Annotated in this window: 22 protein-coding genes; 14 read left to right on the top strand and 8 right to left on the bottom strand. The window is 63.5% G+C overall.

The genetic code is table 11. The features are described from left to right. Window positions 1–235: 235 nt before the first annotated feature. From D3Y59_RS11150 to D3Y59_RS11130, 5 genes are all read left to right on the top strand, one after another. Window positions 236–775 (top strand): RNA polymerase sigma factor, encoded by a 540-nt coding sequence (locus D3Y59_RS11150; RefSeq protein WP_119446435.1) that lies wholly within the window; start codon window positions 236–238, stop codon window positions 773–775. Then, window positions 756–1,688, top strand: coding sequence for a HEAT repeat domain-containing protein (locus tag D3Y59_RS11145; protein ID WP_119445122.1), 933 nt, complete (start codon window positions 756–758; stop codon window positions 1,686–1,688). Before D3Y59_RS11150 ends, D3Y59_RS11145 begins: the two co-directional genes overlap by 20 nt. Then, window positions 1,636–2,544 carry a DUF4097 family beta strand repeat-containing protein gene (locus tag D3Y59_RS11140; RefSeq protein WP_162910698.1) on the top strand — a complete coding sequence of 303 codons (909 nt, stop codon included), beginning with the start codon at window positions 1,636–1,638 and terminating at the stop codon, window positions 2,542–2,544. The genes D3Y59_RS11145 and D3Y59_RS11140 overlap by 53 nt, the downstream gene beginning before the upstream one ends. Further along, window positions 2,541–3,410, top strand: coding sequence for a DUF4097 family beta strand repeat-containing protein (locus D3Y59_RS11135; RefSeq protein ID WP_119445120.1), 870 nt, complete (start codon window positions 2,541–2,543; stop codon window positions 3,408–3,410). Before D3Y59_RS11140 ends, D3Y59_RS11135 begins: the two co-directional genes overlap by 4 nt. Before the next feature lie 483 nt (window positions 3,411–3,893). Further along, window positions 3,894–6,353, top strand: a complete 2,460-nt coding sequence (locus tag D3Y59_RS11130; RefSeq protein ID WP_119445119.1) for a TonB-dependent receptor plug domain-containing protein — start codon at window positions 3,894–3,896, stop codon at window positions 6,351–6,353. A gap of 33 nt (window positions 6,354–6,386) precedes the next feature. Here the strand turns inward: D3Y59_RS11130 and msrA are convergent, their stop codons facing one another. Beyond that, the gene (gene msrA, locus D3Y59_RS11125) at window positions 6,387–7,040 is read right to left on the bottom strand and encodes a peptide-methionine (S)-S-oxide reductase MsrA (protein WP_317127402.1); all 654 of its coding nucleotides are present in this window, start codon (window positions 7,038–7,040) and stop codon (window positions 6,387–6,389) included. Window positions 7,041–7,157: 117 nt separating this feature from the next. On the opposite strand from msrA, the gene D3Y59_RS11120 reads away from it, so the two are divergent. Next, window positions 7,158–7,760: a DUF4136 domain-containing protein gene (locus tag D3Y59_RS11120; protein WP_119445117.1), complete on the top strand. Its 603-nt coding sequence runs from the start codon at window positions 7,158–7,160 to the stop codon at window positions 7,758–7,760. 200 nt (window positions 7,761–7,960) lie between these two features. Further along, window positions 7,961–8,356, top strand: a complete 396-nt coding sequence (locus D3Y59_RS11115; protein WP_119445116.1) for a hypothetical protein — start codon at window positions 7,961–7,963, stop codon at window positions 8,354–8,356. Between the two features lie 253 nt (window positions 8,357–8,609). Here D3Y59_RS11115 and D3Y59_RS11110 read toward each other — a convergent pair whose 3' ends face one another. Further along, a complete protein-coding gene (locus D3Y59_RS11110) occupies window positions 8,610–9,914 on the bottom strand; it encodes an MFS transporter (RefSeq protein ID WP_119445115.1) in 1,305 nt (434 codons plus the stop codon). A gap of 193 nt (window positions 9,915–10,107) precedes the next feature. On the opposite strand from D3Y59_RS11110, the gene D3Y59_RS11105 reads away from it, so the two are divergent. From D3Y59_RS11105 to D3Y59_RS11090, 4 genes are all read left to right on the top strand, one after another. After that, entirely contained in the window at window positions 10,108–10,377 is a 270-nt protein-coding gene (locus D3Y59_RS11105; protein WP_119445114.1) for a hypothetical protein, read from the top strand. Between the two features lie 318 nt (window positions 10,378–10,695). Next, a complete protein-coding gene (locus D3Y59_RS11100) occupies window positions 10,696–11,121 on the top strand; it encodes a hypothetical protein (RefSeq protein WP_162910697.1) in 426 nt (141 codons plus the stop codon). 10 nt (window positions 11,122–11,131) lie between these two features. After that, window positions 11,132–11,947 (top strand): alpha/beta fold hydrolase, encoded by an 816-nt coding sequence (locus D3Y59_RS11095; RefSeq protein ID WP_119445112.1) that lies wholly within the window; start codon window positions 11,132–11,134, stop codon window positions 11,945–11,947. A 235-nt stretch (window positions 11,948–12,182) separates the two neighbouring features. After that, the gene (locus D3Y59_RS11090) at window positions 12,183–12,632 is read left to right on the top strand and encodes a DUF2141 domain-containing protein (RefSeq protein ID WP_119445111.1); all 450 of its coding nucleotides are present in this window, start codon (window positions 12,183–12,185) and stop codon (window positions 12,630–12,632) included. A gap of 46 nt (window positions 12,633–12,678) precedes the next feature. Here D3Y59_RS11090 and D3Y59_RS11085 read toward each other — a convergent pair whose 3' ends face one another. The 5 genes from D3Y59_RS11085 to D3Y59_RS11065 form a co-directional block, all read right to left on the bottom strand. Beyond that, entirely contained in the window at window positions 12,679–13,329 is a 651-nt protein-coding gene (locus tag D3Y59_RS11085; RefSeq protein ID WP_205590825.1) for a hypothetical protein, read from the bottom strand. 66 nt (window positions 13,330–13,395) lie between these two features. Beyond that, window positions 13,396–13,821 carry a hypothetical protein gene (locus D3Y59_RS11080; protein ID WP_119445109.1) on the bottom strand — a complete coding sequence of 142 codons (426 nt, stop codon included), beginning with the start codon at window positions 13,819–13,821 and terminating at the stop codon, window positions 13,396–13,398. 86 nt (window positions 13,822–13,907) lie between these two features. Further along, window positions 13,908–15,098, bottom strand: a complete 1,191-nt coding sequence (locus D3Y59_RS11075) for a PAS domain-containing protein (protein WP_119445108.1) — start codon at window positions 15,096–15,098, stop codon at window positions 13,908–13,910. Window positions 15,099–15,239: 141 nt separating this feature from the next. Then, window positions 15,240–15,515, bottom strand: a complete 276-nt coding sequence (locus D3Y59_RS11070; RefSeq protein ID WP_162910696.1) for a hypothetical protein — start codon at window positions 15,513–15,515, stop codon at window positions 15,240–15,242. 129 nt (window positions 15,516–15,644) lie between these two features. Continuing rightward, entirely contained in the window at window positions 15,645–16,145 is a 501-nt protein-coding gene (locus D3Y59_RS11065) for a YdeI/OmpD-associated family protein (RefSeq protein WP_119445106.1), read from the bottom strand. 111 nt (window positions 16,146–16,256) lie between these two features. Here D3Y59_RS11065 and D3Y59_RS11060 point away from each other — a divergent pair, with 111 nt between their 5' ends. The 3 genes from D3Y59_RS11060 to D3Y59_RS11050 all read left to right on the top strand — a co-directional run bounded on the left by D3Y59_RS11060 (window position 16,257) and on the right by D3Y59_RS11050 (window position 18,326). After that, on the top strand, window positions 16,257–16,961 hold the full coding sequence (locus D3Y59_RS11060) for a DsbA family oxidoreductase (RefSeq protein WP_119445105.1): 705 nt from the start codon (window positions 16,257–16,259) through the stop codon (window positions 16,959–16,961). A gap of 460 nt (window positions 16,962–17,421) precedes the next feature. Beyond that, window positions 17,422–17,724, top strand: coding sequence for a hypothetical protein (locus tag D3Y59_RS11055; protein ID WP_162910695.1), 303 nt, complete (start codon window positions 17,422–17,424; stop codon window positions 17,722–17,724). Window positions 17,725–17,924: 200 nt separating this feature from the next. Further along, on the top strand, window positions 17,925–18,326 hold the full coding sequence (locus tag D3Y59_RS11050; protein WP_119445103.1) for a hypothetical protein: 402 nt from the start codon (window positions 17,925–17,927) through the stop codon (window positions 18,324–18,326). Window positions 18,327–18,367: 41 nt separating this feature from the next. Here the strand turns inward: D3Y59_RS11050 and D3Y59_RS11045 are convergent, their stop codons facing one another. Continuing rightward, window positions 18,368–19,627 carry a dipeptidase gene (locus tag D3Y59_RS11045; protein ID WP_119445102.1) on the bottom strand — a complete coding sequence of 420 codons (1,260 nt, stop codon included), beginning with the start codon at window positions 19,625–19,627 and terminating at the stop codon, window positions 18,368–18,370. Window positions 19,628–19,703: the final 76 nt, after the last annotated feature.

The following is a 19,703-nucleotide window of genomic DNA, read 5'->3' as shown; positions in this document are numbered from 1 at the left end:
CGCGTTTACCAGCACGGTTGATCCTATGTTAGATACTTCAACGGCTCGGGGCAGGTGCCTCGAGCCGTTGTCGATTTTACTATCTGAGAGCTGCAACTGGACGTCGCGCTACAGCACGCGTCAAAAAAAATCTATACTCGGGCTGTAACCTTGCCCAAAAGGCGAAGTTTCCACACCCGAATACGACACCTACTCATCGCTCTGATCCTTGAACTCGCTGACCGACAATGCGCTAATGCTCCAAGTGAAGGAGGGGCAGGTCGATAAGATGGGGTTGCTATTCGAGCGCTACCACCGGCCGTTGTTTGCTTTTTTCTACCACTCGAGCGGCAACTCCACCACGAGCGAAGACTTGGTGCAAACCGTGTTCTATCGCATGCTCAAGTACCGGCACACCTTTACCGGCGAGGGCGAGTTCCGGACCTGGATGTACCACCTCGCGCGCAACGTGCTAGCCGATGCCGCGAAGAAGAACAAGCCCTCGGCGCACCACCACGACGTGGCCGATTACGCCGAGAAAATTGCAGGCGGCACGGCGGCCGACGCCAGCCTGCACAAGGAGCAGGAGGTAGACCTGCTGCACAAAGCCATGGCACGGCTAAGTGCCGATCAGCGGGAAGTGCTCGTGCTGAGCCGCTTTCAGGAGCTGAAATACGAGCAGATAGCGCAGCTGCTCGATACCACGGTGGGGGCCGTGAAGGTGCGCGCGCACCGGGCCCTCAACCAACTCAAAAACATATATCTGACCCTGGAAAATGGAAGCAAAGTTCACTAACTGCGAGAGCGTGCAAGAGGGGTTGATGGACTGGCTTGCCAACGAATTATCCCCCGCCGAAGCGCAGGTAATGGCGGCCCACCTGGCCCATTGCCCCGACTGCCGCCAGCAGCAAGCCGCCCTGTGGCAGCTGTGGCAAACCATGGGCAGCCTGCCCGTGCCCGAGCCCAGCGAGCGACTGCGCCCCGGTTTCTACAACATGCTGGCCGAGTTCAGGGCCGAGGCGGAGCGCAAGCAGCGGTGGTCGGTGCAGGCCGTGGTGCAGCGCCTGCGCGAGTGGTGGCAGCCCGAGTACGGCCTGCGCCTCGCCTACAGCCTGGTGCTGCTGGTGGTAGGCTTGGCTGGCGGCTACCTCCTGAAAGCCCGCACCGAACCCACCGACCTAGGCCCCAACACCGAAGCCGTGGCCACGGCGCCCGCGCCGCAACAATCGGCCGAGCAAGCCCAACTACTGGCCCTTCTGGATAATCCCTCGGCCGTGCAGCGGCTGCGGGCCGTGAGCTACGCCGAAGAGCTGGCTCCCAGCAACGAACGGGTGGTGCAGGCCCTGCTCAGTACCCTCAACCACGACCCCAACGTGAACGTGCGCCTCGCCACGCTGGAGGTGCTGGCCAGCCTCGCCAACGACCCCATCGTGCGCCAAGGGCTGGTACGCTCGCTGGCTCGCCAAGAGTCGCCGCTCGTGCAGGCTGCCATGGCCGATGTGATGGTGCAACTGCAAGACCCCCGCTCGGTGCGCCAGCTGCGCAAGCTCCTGAAGCAGGACGACCTGAACGAGCAAGTAAAAAGCAAAATCGAGCAAAGCATTGAGTCTTTGTCCACCGGTCGGCCCAACGACCCCTCAGCCCAACCGAAAACCAATGAAAACCGCATCCATATTCAGCCTGGCTCTGACACTTCTGTTTCTGCCTAGCGGCTCGTTGCTTGCGCAAGGCCGCGAAAGCAAAGAGCAGATCAAGCGCGAGTTTGCCCTAAGCGGCGACGCGAGCCGCGCCACGCTGGCCCTCTACAACATCATGGGCTCCGTATCGGTGCAGGGCTACAGCGGCAAGAGCGTGGTGGTCGAAATCACCAAAACCATCAAGGCCGATACGCCCGAGCTGCTTGAGCAAGGCAAGAAGGAAGCCCAACCCGGCTTTGAGCAGCGCGGCGACAGCGTGCTGCTGTACGTAGCCGGCCCGCACGACTCGCGCCCCAACCGCCGCAACCAACCCTCGGGCGGCCGCTTCAGCGACAACTGGAACAACCGCAATAGCTCCGACCGCCCCAACTACCAGTACGAGTTCGATTACGTGCTGAAAGTGCCCGCCAGCATGGAGGTGCGCGTGAGTACCGTAAACGGCGGCGAAGTGGTGGTGCAGGATGTATCGGGGCCGCTACAGGCCCGCAACGTAAATGGCAGCATCCGCATCAGCAACGCCAATGCCCTGAGGCTGGCCCACACCGTGAACGGCAAAGTGGAGGTAAGCTACGCCGCGGCGCCCACCACCTCGGCCTCCTACCACACCATCAACGGCGACATTGTGGTGAGCTACCCCAGCAATACCTCCGGCGACTTGTACTTCAAGAGCATGCACGGGGAGATGTACACCGACTTTCCGAAAACCGAGGTGCTGCCCGCCCGCGTGTCGCAAAACCAGCAGGCCAACGGCAACGGCACCAAATACAAACTGAGCCGCGAAACAGCCGTGCGGCTGGGCAAGGGCGGTGCCGATTTCCGCTTCGAGACCATCAACGGTAACGTTACCGTTAAGCAACAAACCCGATGAAATCCTTCGCCTATAAATTCTTGCTGGCCCTGCTTTGCCTAGGTTGGGCCGGCCCGCTGGCCGCCCAAAACAAAGAGCAGATGTCGGTGGCACTTAGCTCGCCCGGCAAGCCCGGTGTGCTGCACCTCAAGCTGGTTGGCGGCTCCATTACGGTAGCCGGCTACAGCGGCAAAGAAGTACTGATTGAAGCCGCGCCGCGCAGCAGTGGCAGCCGTGCGGGCCGCCCGCCGGGGCCTCCGGGTCCGCCCAGCGGCCCCACACCGCCCACCGGCGGGCCAGAGGGCGGGGGCATGCGCCGCCTTTCCCAGGTGCAAGGCATGGACATTACCGCGCAGGAGAAAAACAACCACGTGTACGTTAACTCCGATTCGTGGCAGCGTCCCATCGATTTCACCGTGAAAGTGCCGCGCCAGTTTTCGCTGCAGGTGAGCACCGTGAACAGCGGCGACATTTTGGTGCAGAACGTGGCCGGCGAGCTGGAAATTTCGAACGTAAACGGCTCGATATCCCTCGACGACGTGGCCGGCTCGGCCGTGGTAAGCACGGTAAACGGCCGCGTGGTGGCCAGCTTCCGCGACGTAACGCCCAACGCCCCGATGGCCTTTTCGAGCGTCAACGGCAAGCTCGATGTAACGCTGCCGGCCAAAACCAAAGCGGCGTTCAAGCTGAAATCCGACCGCGGAGAAATCTACAGCGACTTCGACATGGCCGTGGACGCCAGCGCCCCCAAGGTAAACCGCAGCAGCAAAGACGGTGTGTACCGCGTGAGCACCGACAACTGGACGTACGGCAAAATCAACGGCGGCGGCGCCGAGGTGATGATGCAAACCATGAACGGCAACATCTACATCCGCAAGGCCAAGTAACCCTTTCCTAGCTCAGCAACGCCGAGCACCGGCTTGCCAACACTGCGTCTTCCGGCAACAACCCGCGGCACCTAGTGAGTGAAGTGCGCCGCTTTGCAGGAGGAAGCGTGTGGCGAGCCGGTGCTGCCGTATGGGGGCAACGCGCCATAAGCCGGCCGTGCGGCCTTGTGCTGCAAACCGCGCCCGGCTGAGGTGGCGCACCACCATGCCACTTGGCCGATGCAATGCTCTTGGCCGGCTGCCCTAGGTGGCGGGGCGGGGCCACGGCCAAGGCACTTGGCAGGGACTGGCGCAAGCGCTGCGCAGCAGCAAAGCTTTGGCCCGGTCGCTTGGGCGTGCCGGGCCGTGCGCTTAGGCAGCGCACGGCCCGGCACGGCCGACAGGCGCGGCGGTAAATAAAGCAGCGGCAAGGTTTGGGGGCTAACGGGGCGGCTGCTTTATTCGCCGCCAACTTATTAGCGTACCCCGATCAACCCTTGCTGAATGTTTATTAAGTATCGTACGAAGTGGCGGCGTTGGGTGCTGGCCAGCGGCAGCGCGGTAGCCCTAGGTGCTTCGGCCTTTGCCGCGCCCGAGCCGGCTTTGGTGCAGCAAATCCTCGCCAAGCTCACGGGTTTTTATCAAGTCACCGCCCCCGAAAAAAGCTACCTCCACCTCGACAAAGGCTACTACACCGCCGGCGAGCTGGTGTGGTTTAAGGCCTACGTGGTTGATGCCGCCAAGCACTTGCCCGATACCCTAAGCCGCGTGCTGTACGTGGATTTGGTGGGCCCCGACCGGCAGGTGGTGGCCCGCCGTACCCTGCAGCTTACCGCCGGCACCGCCGCCGGCGACTTGGCCCTGCCCGACAGCGCCGTGCAGGGCGCGTATACGGTGCGCGCCTACACCAACTGGATGCGCAACGCCGGGCCCGATTATTTCTTCAGCCAGAGTTTGCCGGTGCTGGGCGCCAAGCCGGCCGCCAAACGCAAACCCGCTGCTGCCGCCAAGCCCGATTTCCAGGTGTTTCCGGAGGGCGGGCAGCTGATTGGCGGCTTGCCCAACGTGCTGGCCTTTAAAGCCACCGACGCGCAAAGCCGCGGCCTGGCCGTGCGGGGCGAACTGCTAAACGCCGCCGGCAAGCCCGTGGCCAGCTTTGCCAGCCTGCACGCGGGCATGGGCGCGCTTACCTTCACGCCCGAAGCCGGGCAGGCGTACACCGCCCGCGTGGCCTGGCCCGATGGCAGCACCAGTACCCACGCCATGCCGCAGGCGCAGCCGAGCGGGTTGCTGCTGCACCTAGAGCCCGCGGCCACGCAAATGGGCATCCGGATGGCCCGCAAAGTACCCGAAACTGCCGCCCCGCCCGAAACCGTTACGCTGGTGGTGCACGTGCGCGGCCAAGTGGTGTACGTGGGGCAATCGGCGCTGGCTAACGGCGAGGTGCTCAGCAGCCGCATCCCAATCGAGCGGTTTCCGTCGGGCATTGCGCACTTTACGTTGTTCGATGCCCAGGGCGTAGCGCGCTGCGAGCGGCTGGCTTTCGTGAACCGGCAAAACGGCCTGCGCATAACCGTGCGGCCCGATAAAACGAGCTACGGCCCGCGCCAGCAAGTAACCCTGGCCCTCGAAACCCGCGACGCCAGCGGCCAACCCGTGCCGGCGCAGCTGTCGTTGGCTGTTGCGGCCGCTGACCTGGAGTACCCCGCCGCGCCCACCATCGAGAGCCACCTGCTGCTGACCTCCGATTTGCGCGGCTACGTGGAAGACCCGGCCTACTACTTCCGCAACGCCGCCCCCGAAACGCGGCAGGCGCTCGATCATCTGATGCTGACGCAGGGCTGGCGCCGCTTTGTGTGGCCGCAACTGCTGGGCAACCCGCTCCCGGCGGGCGAGTACGCCCTGGAGCGCAGCTTGTCGTTGAGCGGCCAGGTATGGCGTACCGAACGCAAGCCCGCCGCCCAAAGCGAGCTGACCCTGCTGATCGGAAACGCGCTGAACAACCTCACCACCAGCACCACCGACGCCCAGGGGCGGTTTCTGTTTACGGGCTTCAGCGGACAGGACACTGCCCGCGTGGTGGTGCAGGCCCGCACGCCCAAGGGAAGCCCGCAGCTTACTTTGAAGATAGCCGAGCGGTGGGCGGGCGTGGCGGGCCTGTACCCGCCGGCTCTCCTGCCCGATGCGGCGCTTGCGGCCAGCTTGCTGCAGCGCAGCCGCCGGCAACAGTCCATCGACCGGCAGTTTGGGCCCGATACCGCCCGCCGCATCATGCTCGGCAACGTTACCATCAAAGGACGCCGCGAACCCGTGCCCGCCGACCCGCGCCGCGTGTTCACCGGGGCCGACGTGATGCTCAAAACCAGCTCCATCCCGGGCTTCGATAATTATCCCAACGCCCTGTTGGCGCTGCAGGGGCGCATTGCCGGCGTGCAAATAGCCGGCAACGCCATGCAAACCACCGTGCAGATCAGGGGTGCGGGCTCCATTATGGGCTCGTCGCAACCGCTCATTCTACTCGATGGCATGCCGACAGATGTCGGGGCCATTGTTGGTATTCCGGCTTCGGAAATTGAGTCGGTCGACGTATTCAAAGGAGCATCGGCCGCCATGTTTGGCACGCAGGGCGCCCACGGCGTAATGGCGTTTTACACCAAGCGCGGCGGCTCTACTGCCTCGTCGGGCTACGCTCCGGGCGTGGCGCGCGCCACGGTGCCGGCCTATTACCAGGCGCGCGAGTTTTATGCCCCGCGCTACCAGATGCCGGCTGGCTCGCACCCCGATTACCGCGGCGCCACGCTGTATTGGGCGCCCAACGTAAGCACCAACGCCGCCGGCCAGGCCACCCTTAGCTTTTACACCTCCGACGACCTAGGGGCGTTTCGGGTGGGCGTGCAAGGGTTGGGCGCAGGCGGCCAGCCCGGCTCGGGCGCAGCGGTGCTGGCCGTGGAGCGCGGGCGTTAGCAAGGCCCCGGCGGGCGCGCGGCGCGGGCGCACCTAGGGCGCAGGCTTCAGCAACTCCGGAAACTCTTGGGCCACTTTTTGGTAGCGCGGCGCGGCCACAATGCGGCTGTACGGGTGCTCGGGATGGTTGCCGAAGTAGTTTTGGAGGTAGCGTTCGGCGGGGTAAAACGCCCGGAACGGTACCACCTGCGTTACCACGCGCGTGGGGTAGCGGCGCGAGTCGTTGAGGCGTTTGATTTCGGCCTCGATCAGCTGCTTTTCCTGCGGGGTGCGGTAAAACGCCACCGAGCGGTACTCCGGGCCTTCGTCGGGGCCCTGGCGGTTGAGGGTAGTGGGGTTGTGCTGCGCAAAAAACACCTGCAGCAGGCGCGCGTAGCTAATTACGGTGGGGTTGTAATACACCTGCACGCATTCGGCGTGGCCCGTGCCCCCGCGGCTTACCTGCTCGTAGGTGGGGCTGGGCACGGTGCCGCCGGCGTGGCCGGCCACCACTGCGCGTACTCCCTTCAGGCGCTCGAACACGGGCTCGGTGCTCCAGTAGCTGCCGCCGGCAAACGTGGCCACGGCCTCGCCGGCTTGGGGTTTGGGCAACTCGGCAAAGCGCCGGTCGGGGCTGGTTTGGGCGCGGCTGCTTGCGGCCCCTGCCGCAGCCAGCCAAAGCATCATCAGCAAGCGTTTCATCGTCATACCCTCCGGCATACGCAAGGCGTGTTTCATTTGATCGGCCGCCAGCCACCTAGGGCAACACAACTTGCGGCTAGCCAGCGCAGTACATGCATACGGTACCAATCAACTACTACTGTTATGCGCCTGAATTTTGGAATACTGGCCGTGGTGTTGGGCTTGCTGGGCGGCCTAGGTGCTTGCTCGTCGGTGAGCGTGCAGCAGCGCGAGGGCGTCAACTTCAACCAATACCGCACGTTTGCCTGGGCCGAAACCGAGGTGAAAACCGACGGCACCCAGGGCCCCGCGTTGCGCAGCCAGCTGCAGGACGGCACCATTCGGCAAGCCATTGAAACGGAGTTGGCCAAGCGCGGCATTACGCCGGTGGCGGCCGGCAAGCCCGATTTCTACCTCACCTACCACCTCTACGTGGAGCAGTCCGAGCGCACCGTGGCCAACCCACCCAACCCAGCCGTGCCCGTGAGCTACCCTTATTTGGTGCGCTACCGCGGCTTTCTGGTGCCGGTAAACTACACCTACTGGTACCAGGCGCCCAGCGGCTACCGCACCGAGCGCTACCAAGAGGGCATGCTGGTGCTCGATTTCGTGGATGCCAAAACCAACAACCTCGTGTGGCGCGGCTCCATCCTCGATGCCGTAACCAACCCCAACCGCGCTGGCGAGCGGTTTGCCGAATCGGCCCGCGATATCCTCGATAAATTTCCGGTGAAGGAGCGCAATTAACCTAGGGCGTGTGGAGAGTAGGCACAGCAGTGAAGATGTAGCGCGGAGCATATGGCGGCGTAGCCAACGGATTTCCGCGCTACTGCCCACACGCCCTAGGCCCGGCCGGGCCCGCCGATGGCGCTTGTTTGTGCCGGGGTTGAATCATCGTGCCGCAGGCTGTTAGCTTTGCGGCCCCCCAGGCATCAGTTGCTGCACCCATGGCCCTGAAAACGATTTACCAGAACAACCACGTTGCCATTGCCTACGATTACCTGAACGAGTGGCTGTACGTCGACTGGACCGGCGACCAAGACTTCGACTCGGTGCGCAACGGCTGCCTGCAAATGCTCGAGTGCCTGAAGCAGGAGCGCTGCCACAAAGTCCTCAACGACAACCGCAACGTTACCAGCATGTGGTCCGATGCTTCGGAGTGGGGCGGCAAGGTGTGGTTTCCGGCCATGGCCGCGGCCGGCCTGGAGTACTTCGCCTGGGTGTACTCGCCCAACGTGTACAGCCGCCTCTCCACCGACTTGATGATGAGCCACACGGAGCGCCCGCTCGTGCTAACGTTCGACGACATCGATACCGCCAGCGCCTGGCTGCGCCAGATGTAGATTGGCTATTTAGTAGTGAGTATTTGGTACTGGGTGGTTGGTACTAAGTATTGAGTAGTTAGTTAAAAAACAGAAAAAGGAGCCAAAGGGCGCAACCCGGCGCCCGAACGGTCATACACCCTAATACCTAATACCTAATACCTAATACCTAATACCTAATACCTAATACCTAATACCTAATACCTAATACCTAATACCTAATACCTAATACCTAATACCTAATACCCAATACCCAATACCCAATACCCAATACCTAAATCCTCGATGTCTGTTTGGTATCGGGCATGCGCCAGTACACCAACAGCGAGAGGGCAGCACAAGCCGTTACGTACCAGTAGTACGCGGCTTCTATGCCCTGGCTTTTGGCTAGCAAAGCACCGTACTCGGCCGAGCCGCCGAAAATGGCTACCGTAAGCGCGTACGGCAGGCCCACCCCCAGGGCTCGGATGTGCGTCGGAAACAACTCGGCTTTTACCACGGCGTTGATGGAAGTGTAGCCGCTCATGATCACCATGGCCACCGCCAGCAACCCGAACGCCGCCCACGAGCTACGGGCTTGGGCCAGCAGCGTAAGCAGGGGCACCGTGCCCAGGGTAGCGCCCACGCCAAAAAACAGCAGCACCGGCCGCCGGCCCACGCGGTCGGATAGGGCGCCCATCAGCGGCTGCAGCAGCAACGCCACCGCCAAGGCCCAAAACGATATTTGCGTGGCCTCGGCCTTGCTGAAGCCGGCGGTGTTCACCAAAAACTTTTGGGCGTAGGTCGTGAAGGTGTAAAACGCAATGGTGCCACCTAGGGTAAGGCCCACCACCGTTAGCAGCTCGCGCGGGTGGCGCAGCAGGGCGCGCAGTTTGCTTTCGGCGGCGGCTGGGTGGGCGGTTTGCTGCACAAAGGCCTCGGTTTCGTGCATGCTCCGGCGCAGGTACAGCGCCACTACGGCAGCCAAAGCCCCAATGGCAAAAGGCACGCGCCAGCCCCAATCGTGCAGGGCAGCAGGGGTAAGCAGGCGCTGCAAAGCCAACTGCACCAGCAAGGCCAGCAACTGCCCCGCCAGCAGCGTTACGTACTGAAAGCTGGAATAAAAACCCCGGTGCCGGGCCGTGGCCATTTCGCTGAGGTACGTAGCCGAGGTGCCGTACTCGCCGCCCACGCTCAGGCCCTGCAGCAGCCGCGCCAACACCAGCAGTACGGGTGCTGCTACGCCAATGCGCTGGTAGCCGGGCGTAAGGGCAATCAGCAGCGAGCCGCCGCACATCAGCAGCACCGAGAGCAGCAGGGCTGCTTTGCGCCCGTGGCGGTCGGCGTAAAGGCCCAGCAGCCAACCCCCGAGGGGCCGCATCAAAAAGCCCACCGCAAAAATGGCAGCCGAGTTGAGCAGCTGCGCTGTGAGGTTGCCCTGCGGGAAAAACGACGGCGCGAAGTACAAAGCAAAAGCCGAGTACACGTACCAATCGTACCACTCCACGAGGTTGCCGATGGAGCCGCTCACGATGGAGCGGATGCGGGCAGCGGCGGAACGAACCGGAGGTGAGGAAGGCGGCGAAGCGGGCACAAACATGACGCTAAGCTAAGCAGACCGCTGTTGGCCGGCAGCAGGCAAGCGCGGGCTCCCGGCAGCGGTCGTTACACACGCGGCACACGGCCTAAAACCGAGTGCGGGCGGTGCAACCTTCGCCCGAGGTTACCTTCTTATAAGTACTTGCGTATGAAGATATTTAACGTTCCTGCTACCGTCATACACCTACTTTGCGATGAGCCAACAGCAATCTGTGCCGGGTATAGTATTTACGAACCGCAACACGCCCGCCGCTCGCGCCGAGCTGGCCGAGCGCTTCAAGCAATTTCATGCTGCTTTTTTGCGCAAAACCAGTTGCGAAGAAGTACTAAAAGTATATGCCCGCGCTTTCGTGGAGTGGTCGATGAACCCCAACACCGAAGTGTACCAGATGGAGCTGTTGTTCGACGAGATTTACCACGCTTCGAAAATGGAAGATGCCGAAGAGCCAAGAGGCAAGGAGTAACCACGCCGCAGGCGGGCCAGCAGCGGCCACCAAGCCAGGCTTGTAACCGCAACGCCCGGCTGCTGCGCTGGTAGGCGGAGCGGCCGGGCGTTGGTGTTGGTTGTGGAAAAGAGGGCGAATGGATGCTAGCTTACGCAGCGGGCTTTGCTTTGGTTGAGCTACCGGCCTCGGCGCGGGCGGCTGCGGCCCCGACTTAAAAACCAGATAGCAGTTGCTGGGCCTGCATCCGTGGCGCTTAATTTGCCGCGCTGCCTGGGGTTTATGCCCTCCGGCAGCTTGCTTCCGTTTAAGGCAGCAACCCGCTCGCTCCACCGCCCTATGCAACTTGCCGCTATCACCACCACTACTTTTCATCGGCCCGATGGCTACGTGTACCTTACGGCCGAGCGCAACCGCACCGAAGGCTGGATTTACGCCCGCTGGTCGGGTATCCAAACCCTGAGCACCGTAACCGAAGGCGGTCTGGCCTACCTGGATATGCTGCGCGACGAGCCTTGCGCTAAGCTCCTCAACGACCACAGCGAGTTGGTGGGGCCGTTTTCCGAAGCCAACGACTGGATAGCGCAGGTCTGGACGCCGCGCACCATCGAGGCAGGGCTGCGCTACTTTGCGCAGGTGTTGGCGCCGGGCATTTTCGGGCAGCTCTCCTTGCAAGACTTGCACATGCGCATCGGCGACCTGCTTGAAATGCGCCTGTTCGACAACATCGACGAGGCCAAAAACTGGTTGCGCAGCGTGGGGTAATTTTGCGCCCATGACCGCTGCCGATCTCACCTGCACCGAAACCGACCTAGACCTCGGGGGCTACACCCTGCGCGTGCGGCGCCTGTTGCCCGCCAATGCAACGGCCGCGCCGCGGCCCACGTTGGTTTTCCTGCACGACTCGTTGGGATGCATTGCGCTGTGGCGCGATTTTCCGGCGCAATTGGCCGCCGCTACCGGCTGCCCGGCTTTGGTGTACGACCGCCGCGGCTACGGCCAGTCATCGGGCTTTGACGGCGCACCCCGCACCAATCAATACCTAGAGCAGGAGGCCCCCGTGCTGCGGCAAGTGCTCGAGGCCGCAGGCATTGAGCACGCTATTTTGTTTGGCCACTCCGACGGCGGCAGCATTGCCCTGGTTGCGGCGGCTTTGTACCCCGAGCGGGTGGCGGGCGTCATCACCGAAGGCGCCCACGTGTTTGTGGAGGACCTGACCCTGGCCGGCATTCGGGAGGCGCAGCAGCAGTACCGCCGCACCAACTTGCCCGAGCGCCTGGCCCGCTACCACGGCAGCAAAACCGACGCCGTGTTTGCCGCCTGGGCCGATACCTGGCTTGCGCCCGCTTTTCGCAGCTGGAACATCGAGGCCTACCTGCCGCGCATCGGTTGCCCCGTGCTGGTGCTGCAAGGCCTCAATGATGAGTACGGCACCGAGGCCCAAGTAAGCGCCATTACCGCGCAGGTGGCCGGGCCAGCGCACGGCGTACTGCTGCCCGGCGCCGCCCACTCGCCGCACAAAGAGGCCCCCGCCGAAACCCTGCGCCTGGCCACCAAGTTTGTGCAGCAAGTGCTGGAACAGCGCTGCTAGCGGCTCCTAGGTGCGGCGGCTTGCTCCGCGCCGGGCACCCAGCTGGTGCACCTGCAAGGCAAGCCCCAATGCGCAGTGGCGCAGCCCGCAGGCGAGCACTGCGGCTTGGTGGGTTGGCATTTGCGAAAAGCCGCCCCTGCGCGCTGGCCGGAGCTGCCACAAACCCGAGCATTACGCGCTAAAATTTAGTAGCTTAGGGTTTGCTCGTAATGACCTGGCCTTTCGTACGCACTTCATGACTTTGTTTCAGCTCGCTTTTGTTGCCGCCGTGGCCAACCCGCTGGCGGCGCTGCTGCCCGCCGCTTCTTCCGCGCCGGTGGCTACCTCGTCGGTGACGGTGGTGGTGTCTCGGCTGGCCTCAAAGCAATCGGCCGTGAAGGTGTACTTCTACAACGTGCGCGAGTCGTTTCTGAAGCCGCAGCAATACGCGTTTTTTAAAGTGGTGCGCCCCGATGGCCAAGACCGTATTGCACTGCCCGTGCAACTGCCCCACGGCGAGTGGGCCGTGGCCATTACCCAGGATGTGAACAACAACGACAAGCTCGACAAAAACTTCATGGGCATACCCACCGAGCCGTATGCCTTCTCCAACAACGTGCGCCCCAAGCTGGCCCCGCCCCAATTCGACGAGTGCAAGTTTCGGGTGAGCGGCCAGGAGTTAGTAGTGGCCATTCAGTTGAAATAAACCCCGCGCAACCGGCTGCCGTGGTGCGGCGGGCCCTAGGTGCCGGCTACCGGCGGTAGGGCCAGGAGGTGCGGGCGCGCCGGGCCAGCTCTTTGCCCAGCCCTTTGGCGGCTATGCCCAGGGCGCCGGTTTGCTCGTGCTCAAAGCGCCACGCCAGCTGGCCGGTTCGGCCGTCGTACACCGAGAGGTAGGTGCGCACCACGTTGGGCGGCGCTTCGGCAGCCGGGGGCGCAGCGGTGAACATCAGGAGCAGGGCCACCGGGCCGGGCAAGGTTTGCACCACGCGCGTTTCGCCGGCCAGCACGGCATCAACCCCCAAAATGCGTTGCAACTCCTCGGTGCTGCGGTAGGGCAAGCTATCGGGTGGTACACCGGCTTGGCTTAGGCGCCGGTTGGTTTCGGCGGCGTTCTGAAACTGCACGCGCCCGCCGGGCTGCTGCAGCCGCGTAGCCAGCTCGCCTTGCAGGCCGTAGGCCAGCGCACGAATTTCGGCGGCCTGCCGGCGGTCGAACTCCGCTTCGGAAATGCCTAGGTCGTCGAAGGTAAACTCCGCCAGCCAGGGCCGCTCCACGCGCACCCGAAACGGCAGCACCGCCACCGATTGGTGGGTTTGCAACACGGCGGGCGCGTTTTCGCGGGTTTGGTACACGCGTTCCACGCACGAAGCTGCCGTTACGGACAAGGCAACAAAAAGCAAAGCAATACAGCGGCGCATAGGTGCGCAAAGGTAGCGGCAAGGCGCCGCGCGGGCGGCCCGCGCCGCTTACAAATTGCGGCGCACCCAGCGCTTGGCCTCTTCGGCAGTGGCAAAAATGTGGGGCTCCAGCGCGTAATCTTCGCGGGCGGTGGTGTTGGCCGCGTACACCTGGGCGGCAATGCGCCCGAAAATGTTGTCCGACGACACCATGCCGATGTGCCGGACGCCCATGTTGTAGGCGCGCGGGTTCCAGTCGGTTTCGAGCCACAATTGGTCGGCGGGCAGCAGGGCGCTCATCTTGCGCAAATCGAGCAGCCAACCTAGGGGCCAGGTTTGCTGTGCCTCGCGGGTGTAGTAGGCCAGGGCCTCGTCCATCAGCAAGCGAAACTGCGCGCTATTGGCAAAGCTGTGCCACCGTACGGCCACGCAGGGCACGTCCGGCATCAGCAGTACATCGCCGTGAGGCTCAGAAATCACAACCGATTCGGCCATGGCTACACAAGGTTTTCAAGCGTAAACGTAGCCGGGCGCCGTAACGTTGGGCTGAGCCCTGGCACAGGGCGCTACGGGCCTCTGGGCTACAACGCCGGCAGGTGGTAGGGCCGAGGCAGCTGGTGCAAATCGGTAATGTCGGTGTTGGTGCCAAACCAGCGCGTAATGTTGCCGGCGGCATCGCGCAAAGGCGCCGCCTGCGACAAAAACCAACGGTACTCGCCCGTGCGGCTGCGCAGCGGAAACACATCCTGCCACGGTTCGCCGGTTTGCAGGGCTTGTTCCCAGCGCCGGTACACGCGCTCGTAGTGCTCGGGGTGGTGCACTTTTTCCCAGCCCCAGCCCTGCATTTCTTCGAGCGTGGTGCCGGTGTACTCGTACCAGCGCTGGTTGTACCACACAATGTAGCCCGAAGGCTCGGTCATCCAAGCCAATTGCGGGATGGAGTTGGATATGGCCCGAAATTGTGCCTCGCGGGCTTGGAGCTGCTCGCGCAGGGTGTGTTGCTCGTGCACATCGGTGCATGTGCCAAACCACTGCACAATGTGGCCATCGGGGCCGGTAAAGGGCAGGCCGCGGCCCAAAAACCAGCGGTACTCGCCGGTGCGCGACTTCATCCGAAACTCCTTTTCGTAGGGCTGGCCCGATTGCAGCGAGCGGTTGAGCGCCGCAATGGTGGTGGACAAATCGTCGGGGTGCATGGCCGGGCCCCAGCCCCATTCGAGGCCTTCTTCCAACGAAACGCCCGTGTACTCGGACCACTGGTGGTTTAAGTACGTGATTCTGCCATCGGGCCGGGCCACCCACAGGATATCCGGTATTGATTCGGCCAGAAATTCGAACTGCTGCAGGTGCTGTTGCGCGCGCTCGGCCGTTTGTTTGGTTTCCGTAACGTCGATGCAAAAGCCCTGGAGCCGCACGGCGGCCGTGCGCTCGGGGTTGAATATGGCGCTGCCCACCGAGCGAATCCAGCGAACCTGGCCGTGGTAGCCGGGCTCGAGCACGCGGTATTCGTTTTCGTAGCGGCCGGTACCGGCCGGGTCGCAGGCCTGGGCCACGCCTTGCTGCAGGCGGGGGCGGTCTTGCGGGTGCACGGCGGCCACTACCTGCTCGAAGGTGATGTCCTGATCGGGGGCAAAGCCGAACAGCACTTTGCACTGGCCCGACCACACGGGCCGGCGTTCGGGCAGTAGCATTTCCCAAACGCCCACGCGGGCGGCATCGAGGGCTGCTTGCAGCCGCTCGATGGGGAAAACGGGCGACGGGGTAGAGAGCATACGCTACGAAACAAACGACAGAGAAACGGGTGGTGCGGCCACGTAGTACAGGGTACGTATGGCGGCGCCGGGCGTTTTGCTGCCGGGAGCGCGTGCCGTTGCAAGCAGCCTGCCCCAAGCGGTTCCGCGAAGCGCAGCAACCTAGGCCAACGGTACCGGCGCGGGCCGTGCGGCCTGTTTTCTGGGTGCGGGCCCGGGTGCAAGGGGGCGGTAGCCGTCGCGCAATACCGAGTTGAGGCGCGGGTCGTGGGGGCGGGTTGGCGGCGAGGCCTGAGGCGCGCGGAGTTGGTAGCGGGCGGCGGCCGAAGGTTCGGGCTTGGGCAGGCCCGTAACAGCCCATTGGTCGCGCTTCCAGACGCCATGGCGGAAGGCGTAGAGGCACAGCGCCAACAAGCCAAACAGTAGCAGTAGGTTCATGGCACCCAACGCGATGGTGAGTGGGGTGTACCCCACCCGCCGGCGCAAGGTTACTGCTCAGGTGTGGTGTTTAGGTTAAGTTTGGAGCCGGTCAACCAGCTGATGGATAGCTAAAAACGCCTGTGGCGCTCAGGCAATCTGGTTTTGGGGCGGCCGGAACGGATTGCCGCCGGTGGCCAATTGGTGCAGCACGCCCAGCACGCGTTGCATGCGCGTTTCGGGGCGCTTAGCCGTGCCAATGTAGTGCGCCAGGTTGCGCTGCCGGCCCGGCGTAAGGCGGGCAAAAGCTTGCTCGGCTTCGGGCCACTCGGCCAGGCCTTCGGCAAACTCCTCGGGCAGGTCTACGTGGTTGGGGTCGGGGTCCGCGGTTAGGCTGATGTCCACTTCGGCGCCGACTTGCAGGTTGGCTTGCTTGAGCAGGGCTTTGCTAACCATCAGGTACCGCTCGCCGGTGCGCATGGGCAGCAGGCCCCGCCGAATGGCAAAGCCGTTGAGCGTGCCCACCACGCGCTTTATGCTTTTGCCGCCTAGGCCTTCCACCACCTCTTCGGGCACAATCAGGATGAGCATGGGCATGAAGCCGAGGCCGTTGGGCTGCAGGCGCGCCCGGAAGCTGAACGTAGGTTGCATGGCCCGAAAGGTAAGCACCTGCTGGCTCGGTTTGCCCTTGCCCTAGGTGGCGGTAGTAAACTTTTCGGCCGGCAATTGGCTTATTGCCACCAAACCGTTTTGCCCCACGCGATGAAAGTAGAAATCTGGTCCGATATCGTTTGCCCGTTCTGTTACATCGGCAAGCGCCGCTTTGAGGCGGCGCTGCAACAATTTGCCCACGCCCGCGAGGTAGAGGTGGTGTGGCATAGCTTCGAGCTCGACCCGAACACCCAAACCGCCCCCGGCGAGCAGCTGTACGGCCGCTTGGCCGCCAAATACGGCCGCTCCGAGGCCTGGGCCCGCCAAATGTGCGCCGATATGACGCAGAACGCCGCCGAGGTGGGCCTCGCTTTCAACTTTGATATTGCCGTGCCGGCCAACACCTTTCGGGCGCACCGGCTGGTGCACCTGGCCGCGCAGCACGGCCGGCAGGATGCCGCCAAGGAGCGCCTGTTTAAGGCCTACCTCGAAGAAGGCCTGAACATCGACGACGTGGCCACCCTGCAAACCCTAGGTGCCGAGCTGGGCCTCGAGGCCGAGGAGGTAAGCCGCACGCTGGCATCGGATGCGTTTGCCCAGGAGGTGCGCTACGACGAGTACCAGGCCCAGCAAATTGGCGTGCGCGGCGTGCCGTTCTTTGTGTTCAACGACAAGTACGCCGTATCGGGCGCGCAGCCCACCGAGCTTTTCCGGGAAGTGCTCGAGAAAGTGCACGAAGAGTTTAAGCCCGCTGCGCCCAAGGCCGTGGTGCCCCTGGCCGACGGCCCCGCCTGCGGCCCCGACGGCGCCTGCTAACCAACCGCCGCGTAGCCTGCCGCGCAACCACCGGCCGCCCGCTGCCCAGCGGGCGGCCGGTGTGCCTTTGGGGGGTGGCGCAATGGTTGAGCTTGTACAAAACCTAGGTGCCTAGCTGACAGCCTTTGCCGAAGGGCCGGGGCAGCAAGCGCAACCGCTGGTAGCCAGGGCCGCGGTGAGTATTTGCCGAAAATATGCGCAAATGCGTAGCCTAGAGTGCGTTGGTTGCGTACAATCGTTCCCGATGGCCTGCGGGAATTTGCCCCCGTGGCCCAGCCGGGTGCCCAAACAGCCTCGTCGGTGGGGCTGGGCGGGCGTAGCCAGTCATTGGACTGTGCAAGCCGAATGCGGTGAGTAGTTCCAGCCGAATGCCCTGCTTTGTTGAAGCAGCGGTGGCCGGCCCAGGCACCTATGCCCGTTCGGCGCTTCGTTCTAATCTGCCGTTCATTGCTCCCCAACCATGACTCCTTCAACCTCCCGCGTCCGCGCTTTTATAGAAACCAGTGGTTCCGTAGCCGAAATTTGCCTCCTGGTACAGCCAGAGCCCGGTGTGGATGTGCCCTGGCGCTGGGATTTGCCCTACCCGCTGTGGGCATCGTGGGGCACCGCCCGTACCGCCCGCTGGCTGGCCGATCAGTTTTTTCGCCACGACATCAGCCTTACCCGCGCCGTGGGGGCCGAGGCCGTGCGCCACGCTCTCTGGCGCGCCCTGGAGGTGCACCGGCGCTTTTTTAAGGTAACGTGGCTGGCCAACGTGGCCTAAACTGCCTTGCGCAACCCCAAGTACAGCGCGCCACCAAAAAGCCCCGGCCACCCGCCGGGGCTTTTTGGTGGCGGGTACCAAGCAGAAGGCGCCACACGCTAACCAAATAATAGGTGGTTGTAATATTTTCATGGTCAAATAGTTATAAAATCATATTTTTGCGGCCCGCTCCGCCAACGCGTACTTAAGCCGCACAGTACATGGTTACCCGCCTGCTTCACGAAACCCCGGTGCTTGCTCTTTCGCACGACGAATTCACGGATTGGCTGTACCTCGAGTGGTATGGCGCGCCTACCCTGGCGCAAGTGCAGGAAAGCTGCGCCATAATCGGGCAGGTATTGCGCGAAGACAACACCCAGAAGGTGCTCTGCGATATTTCGCAGGTGGTGCACCCCAACCAAGAAGCCGTGCAGTGGGCCCTAACCGAGTGGTTGCCCACCGTGCGCAACGTGGGCCTGCGCTACGTGGCGTGGGTGTACTCGCAGCACTACATCATCGGGCGCGAAACCTTTGATCGGCTGCACGTGCTGCTAACCGACCCCGTGGTAGCCGCCTTCGACGACCTGGCCTCGGCCTACGACTGGCTGCAGCAGCAAGCGTAGCCCCGCCCGCGGGCGCTGCTGCGCCCTAGGTGCCCCGCGGGCTACTTGCCGGCGGCAGCGGCCGGCGCGGCCGAGCGGGCTTTTTCGGCGGCGCGCATTACCCGGAACAGGTTGCCGCTCCAAATCTTCTCGATGTCGCGCCGCGAATAGCCGCGGCGCACCAGCTCGATGGTGAGGTTGGGGTACTCGCCTACGTCGCGCAAGCCGTCGAGCTCGGTGCCGCCGTCAAAATCCCCGCCGATGCCTACGTGGTCGATGCCGGCCACGCGCACAATGTGGTCGATTTGGTTGGCGGCGTCCTGCACGGTGGCCAGCGGCACCGGAAAGCGCTTGCTCAGCTCGTCCATTTCGGCCAAGGCTTGCTTTTGCTCCGGCTCGGGCAGGCTGTACACGTTCAGGAAGTTCTTGATCTTCCACTTGGCATTAAAAGCCTGCACGGCCGCATCGCGCGCGGCATCGGGCGGCAGGGGGCGCACGTAGGGGCTAAACAAGCTGAGCTGCACCACGCCGCCGTGCTTGGCCAGGGCGCGCAGCATGTCGTCGGAGAGGTTGCGGGGTACGTTGCTGATGGCCCGCGCCGCCGAGTGCGAGGCAATAATGGGCGCTTTCGACACGCGCAGCACATCGTAGAACGTGGAGTCGGAGGTGTGCGAAATATCCACCATCATGCCCAGCCGGTTCATCTCGGCTACGGCTTGCACACCTAGGGGGCTCAGGCCTTGGTACTCGGGGCCGGTGGGGTCGGTAGCCGAGTCGCAGAGGTCGTTGTTGGTGCCGTGGCACAGCGTCATGTACCGGGCCCCTAGGTTGTAGTACTGCTGCAGCAGGCCCAGGTCGCGGCCCATGGGGTAACCGTTTTCGATGCCGATAAAAATGGCCCGTTGCCCGGCTTTGCGAATGCGCACGCCCTCGGCAGGCGTGGTGGCTAGGGCTAGCTCGGTGGGGTGTGCTTTTATGGCCGCGTGGATAGCCTCGAAAATCCGGAGTGCCTCTTGCTTGGCGGCGGCGTTGCCCGCGGGCGTGCGCGGCCCCTGGCCCATGTACACGGCCCAAAATACGGCATCGAGCCCGCCACGCTTCAGTTTCGGCAAGTCGAGCTTGGCTTCGGCCGGGTCGTTGTCCTTGGTCAGGTCGAAGCCCGGCTTCACCAGGTTCATCGGCGTATCGGCGTGGGTGTCCACCGTGAAAACCTGCTCGTGCAGCTTGCGCGCTTGCGCGTCTGACTTGGTGGGTTGCGCCGCGGCACTTAGGCTAAGGGCCGCGCCCAGCAGGGCGGCGGGGCAGCAAAAACGGTAACGCATGGCGCGGTGACTTTGGTGGCAAGGGGCCCGCCCAAGGTAGCAAATGCCACTGGTTTCGCTACGGGGTTCGGCCGAA

This window comes from Hymenobacter oligotrophus (genome assembly GCF_003574965.1).
GTDB classification, from domain to species: domain Bacteria; phylum Bacteroidota; class Bacteroidia; order Cytophagales; family Hymenobacteraceae; genus Solirubrum; species Solirubrum oligotrophum.
The sequence above is the reverse complement of the archived record's forward strand: the minus strand, read 5'-3'. Positions and strand labels throughout refer to the sequence as shown.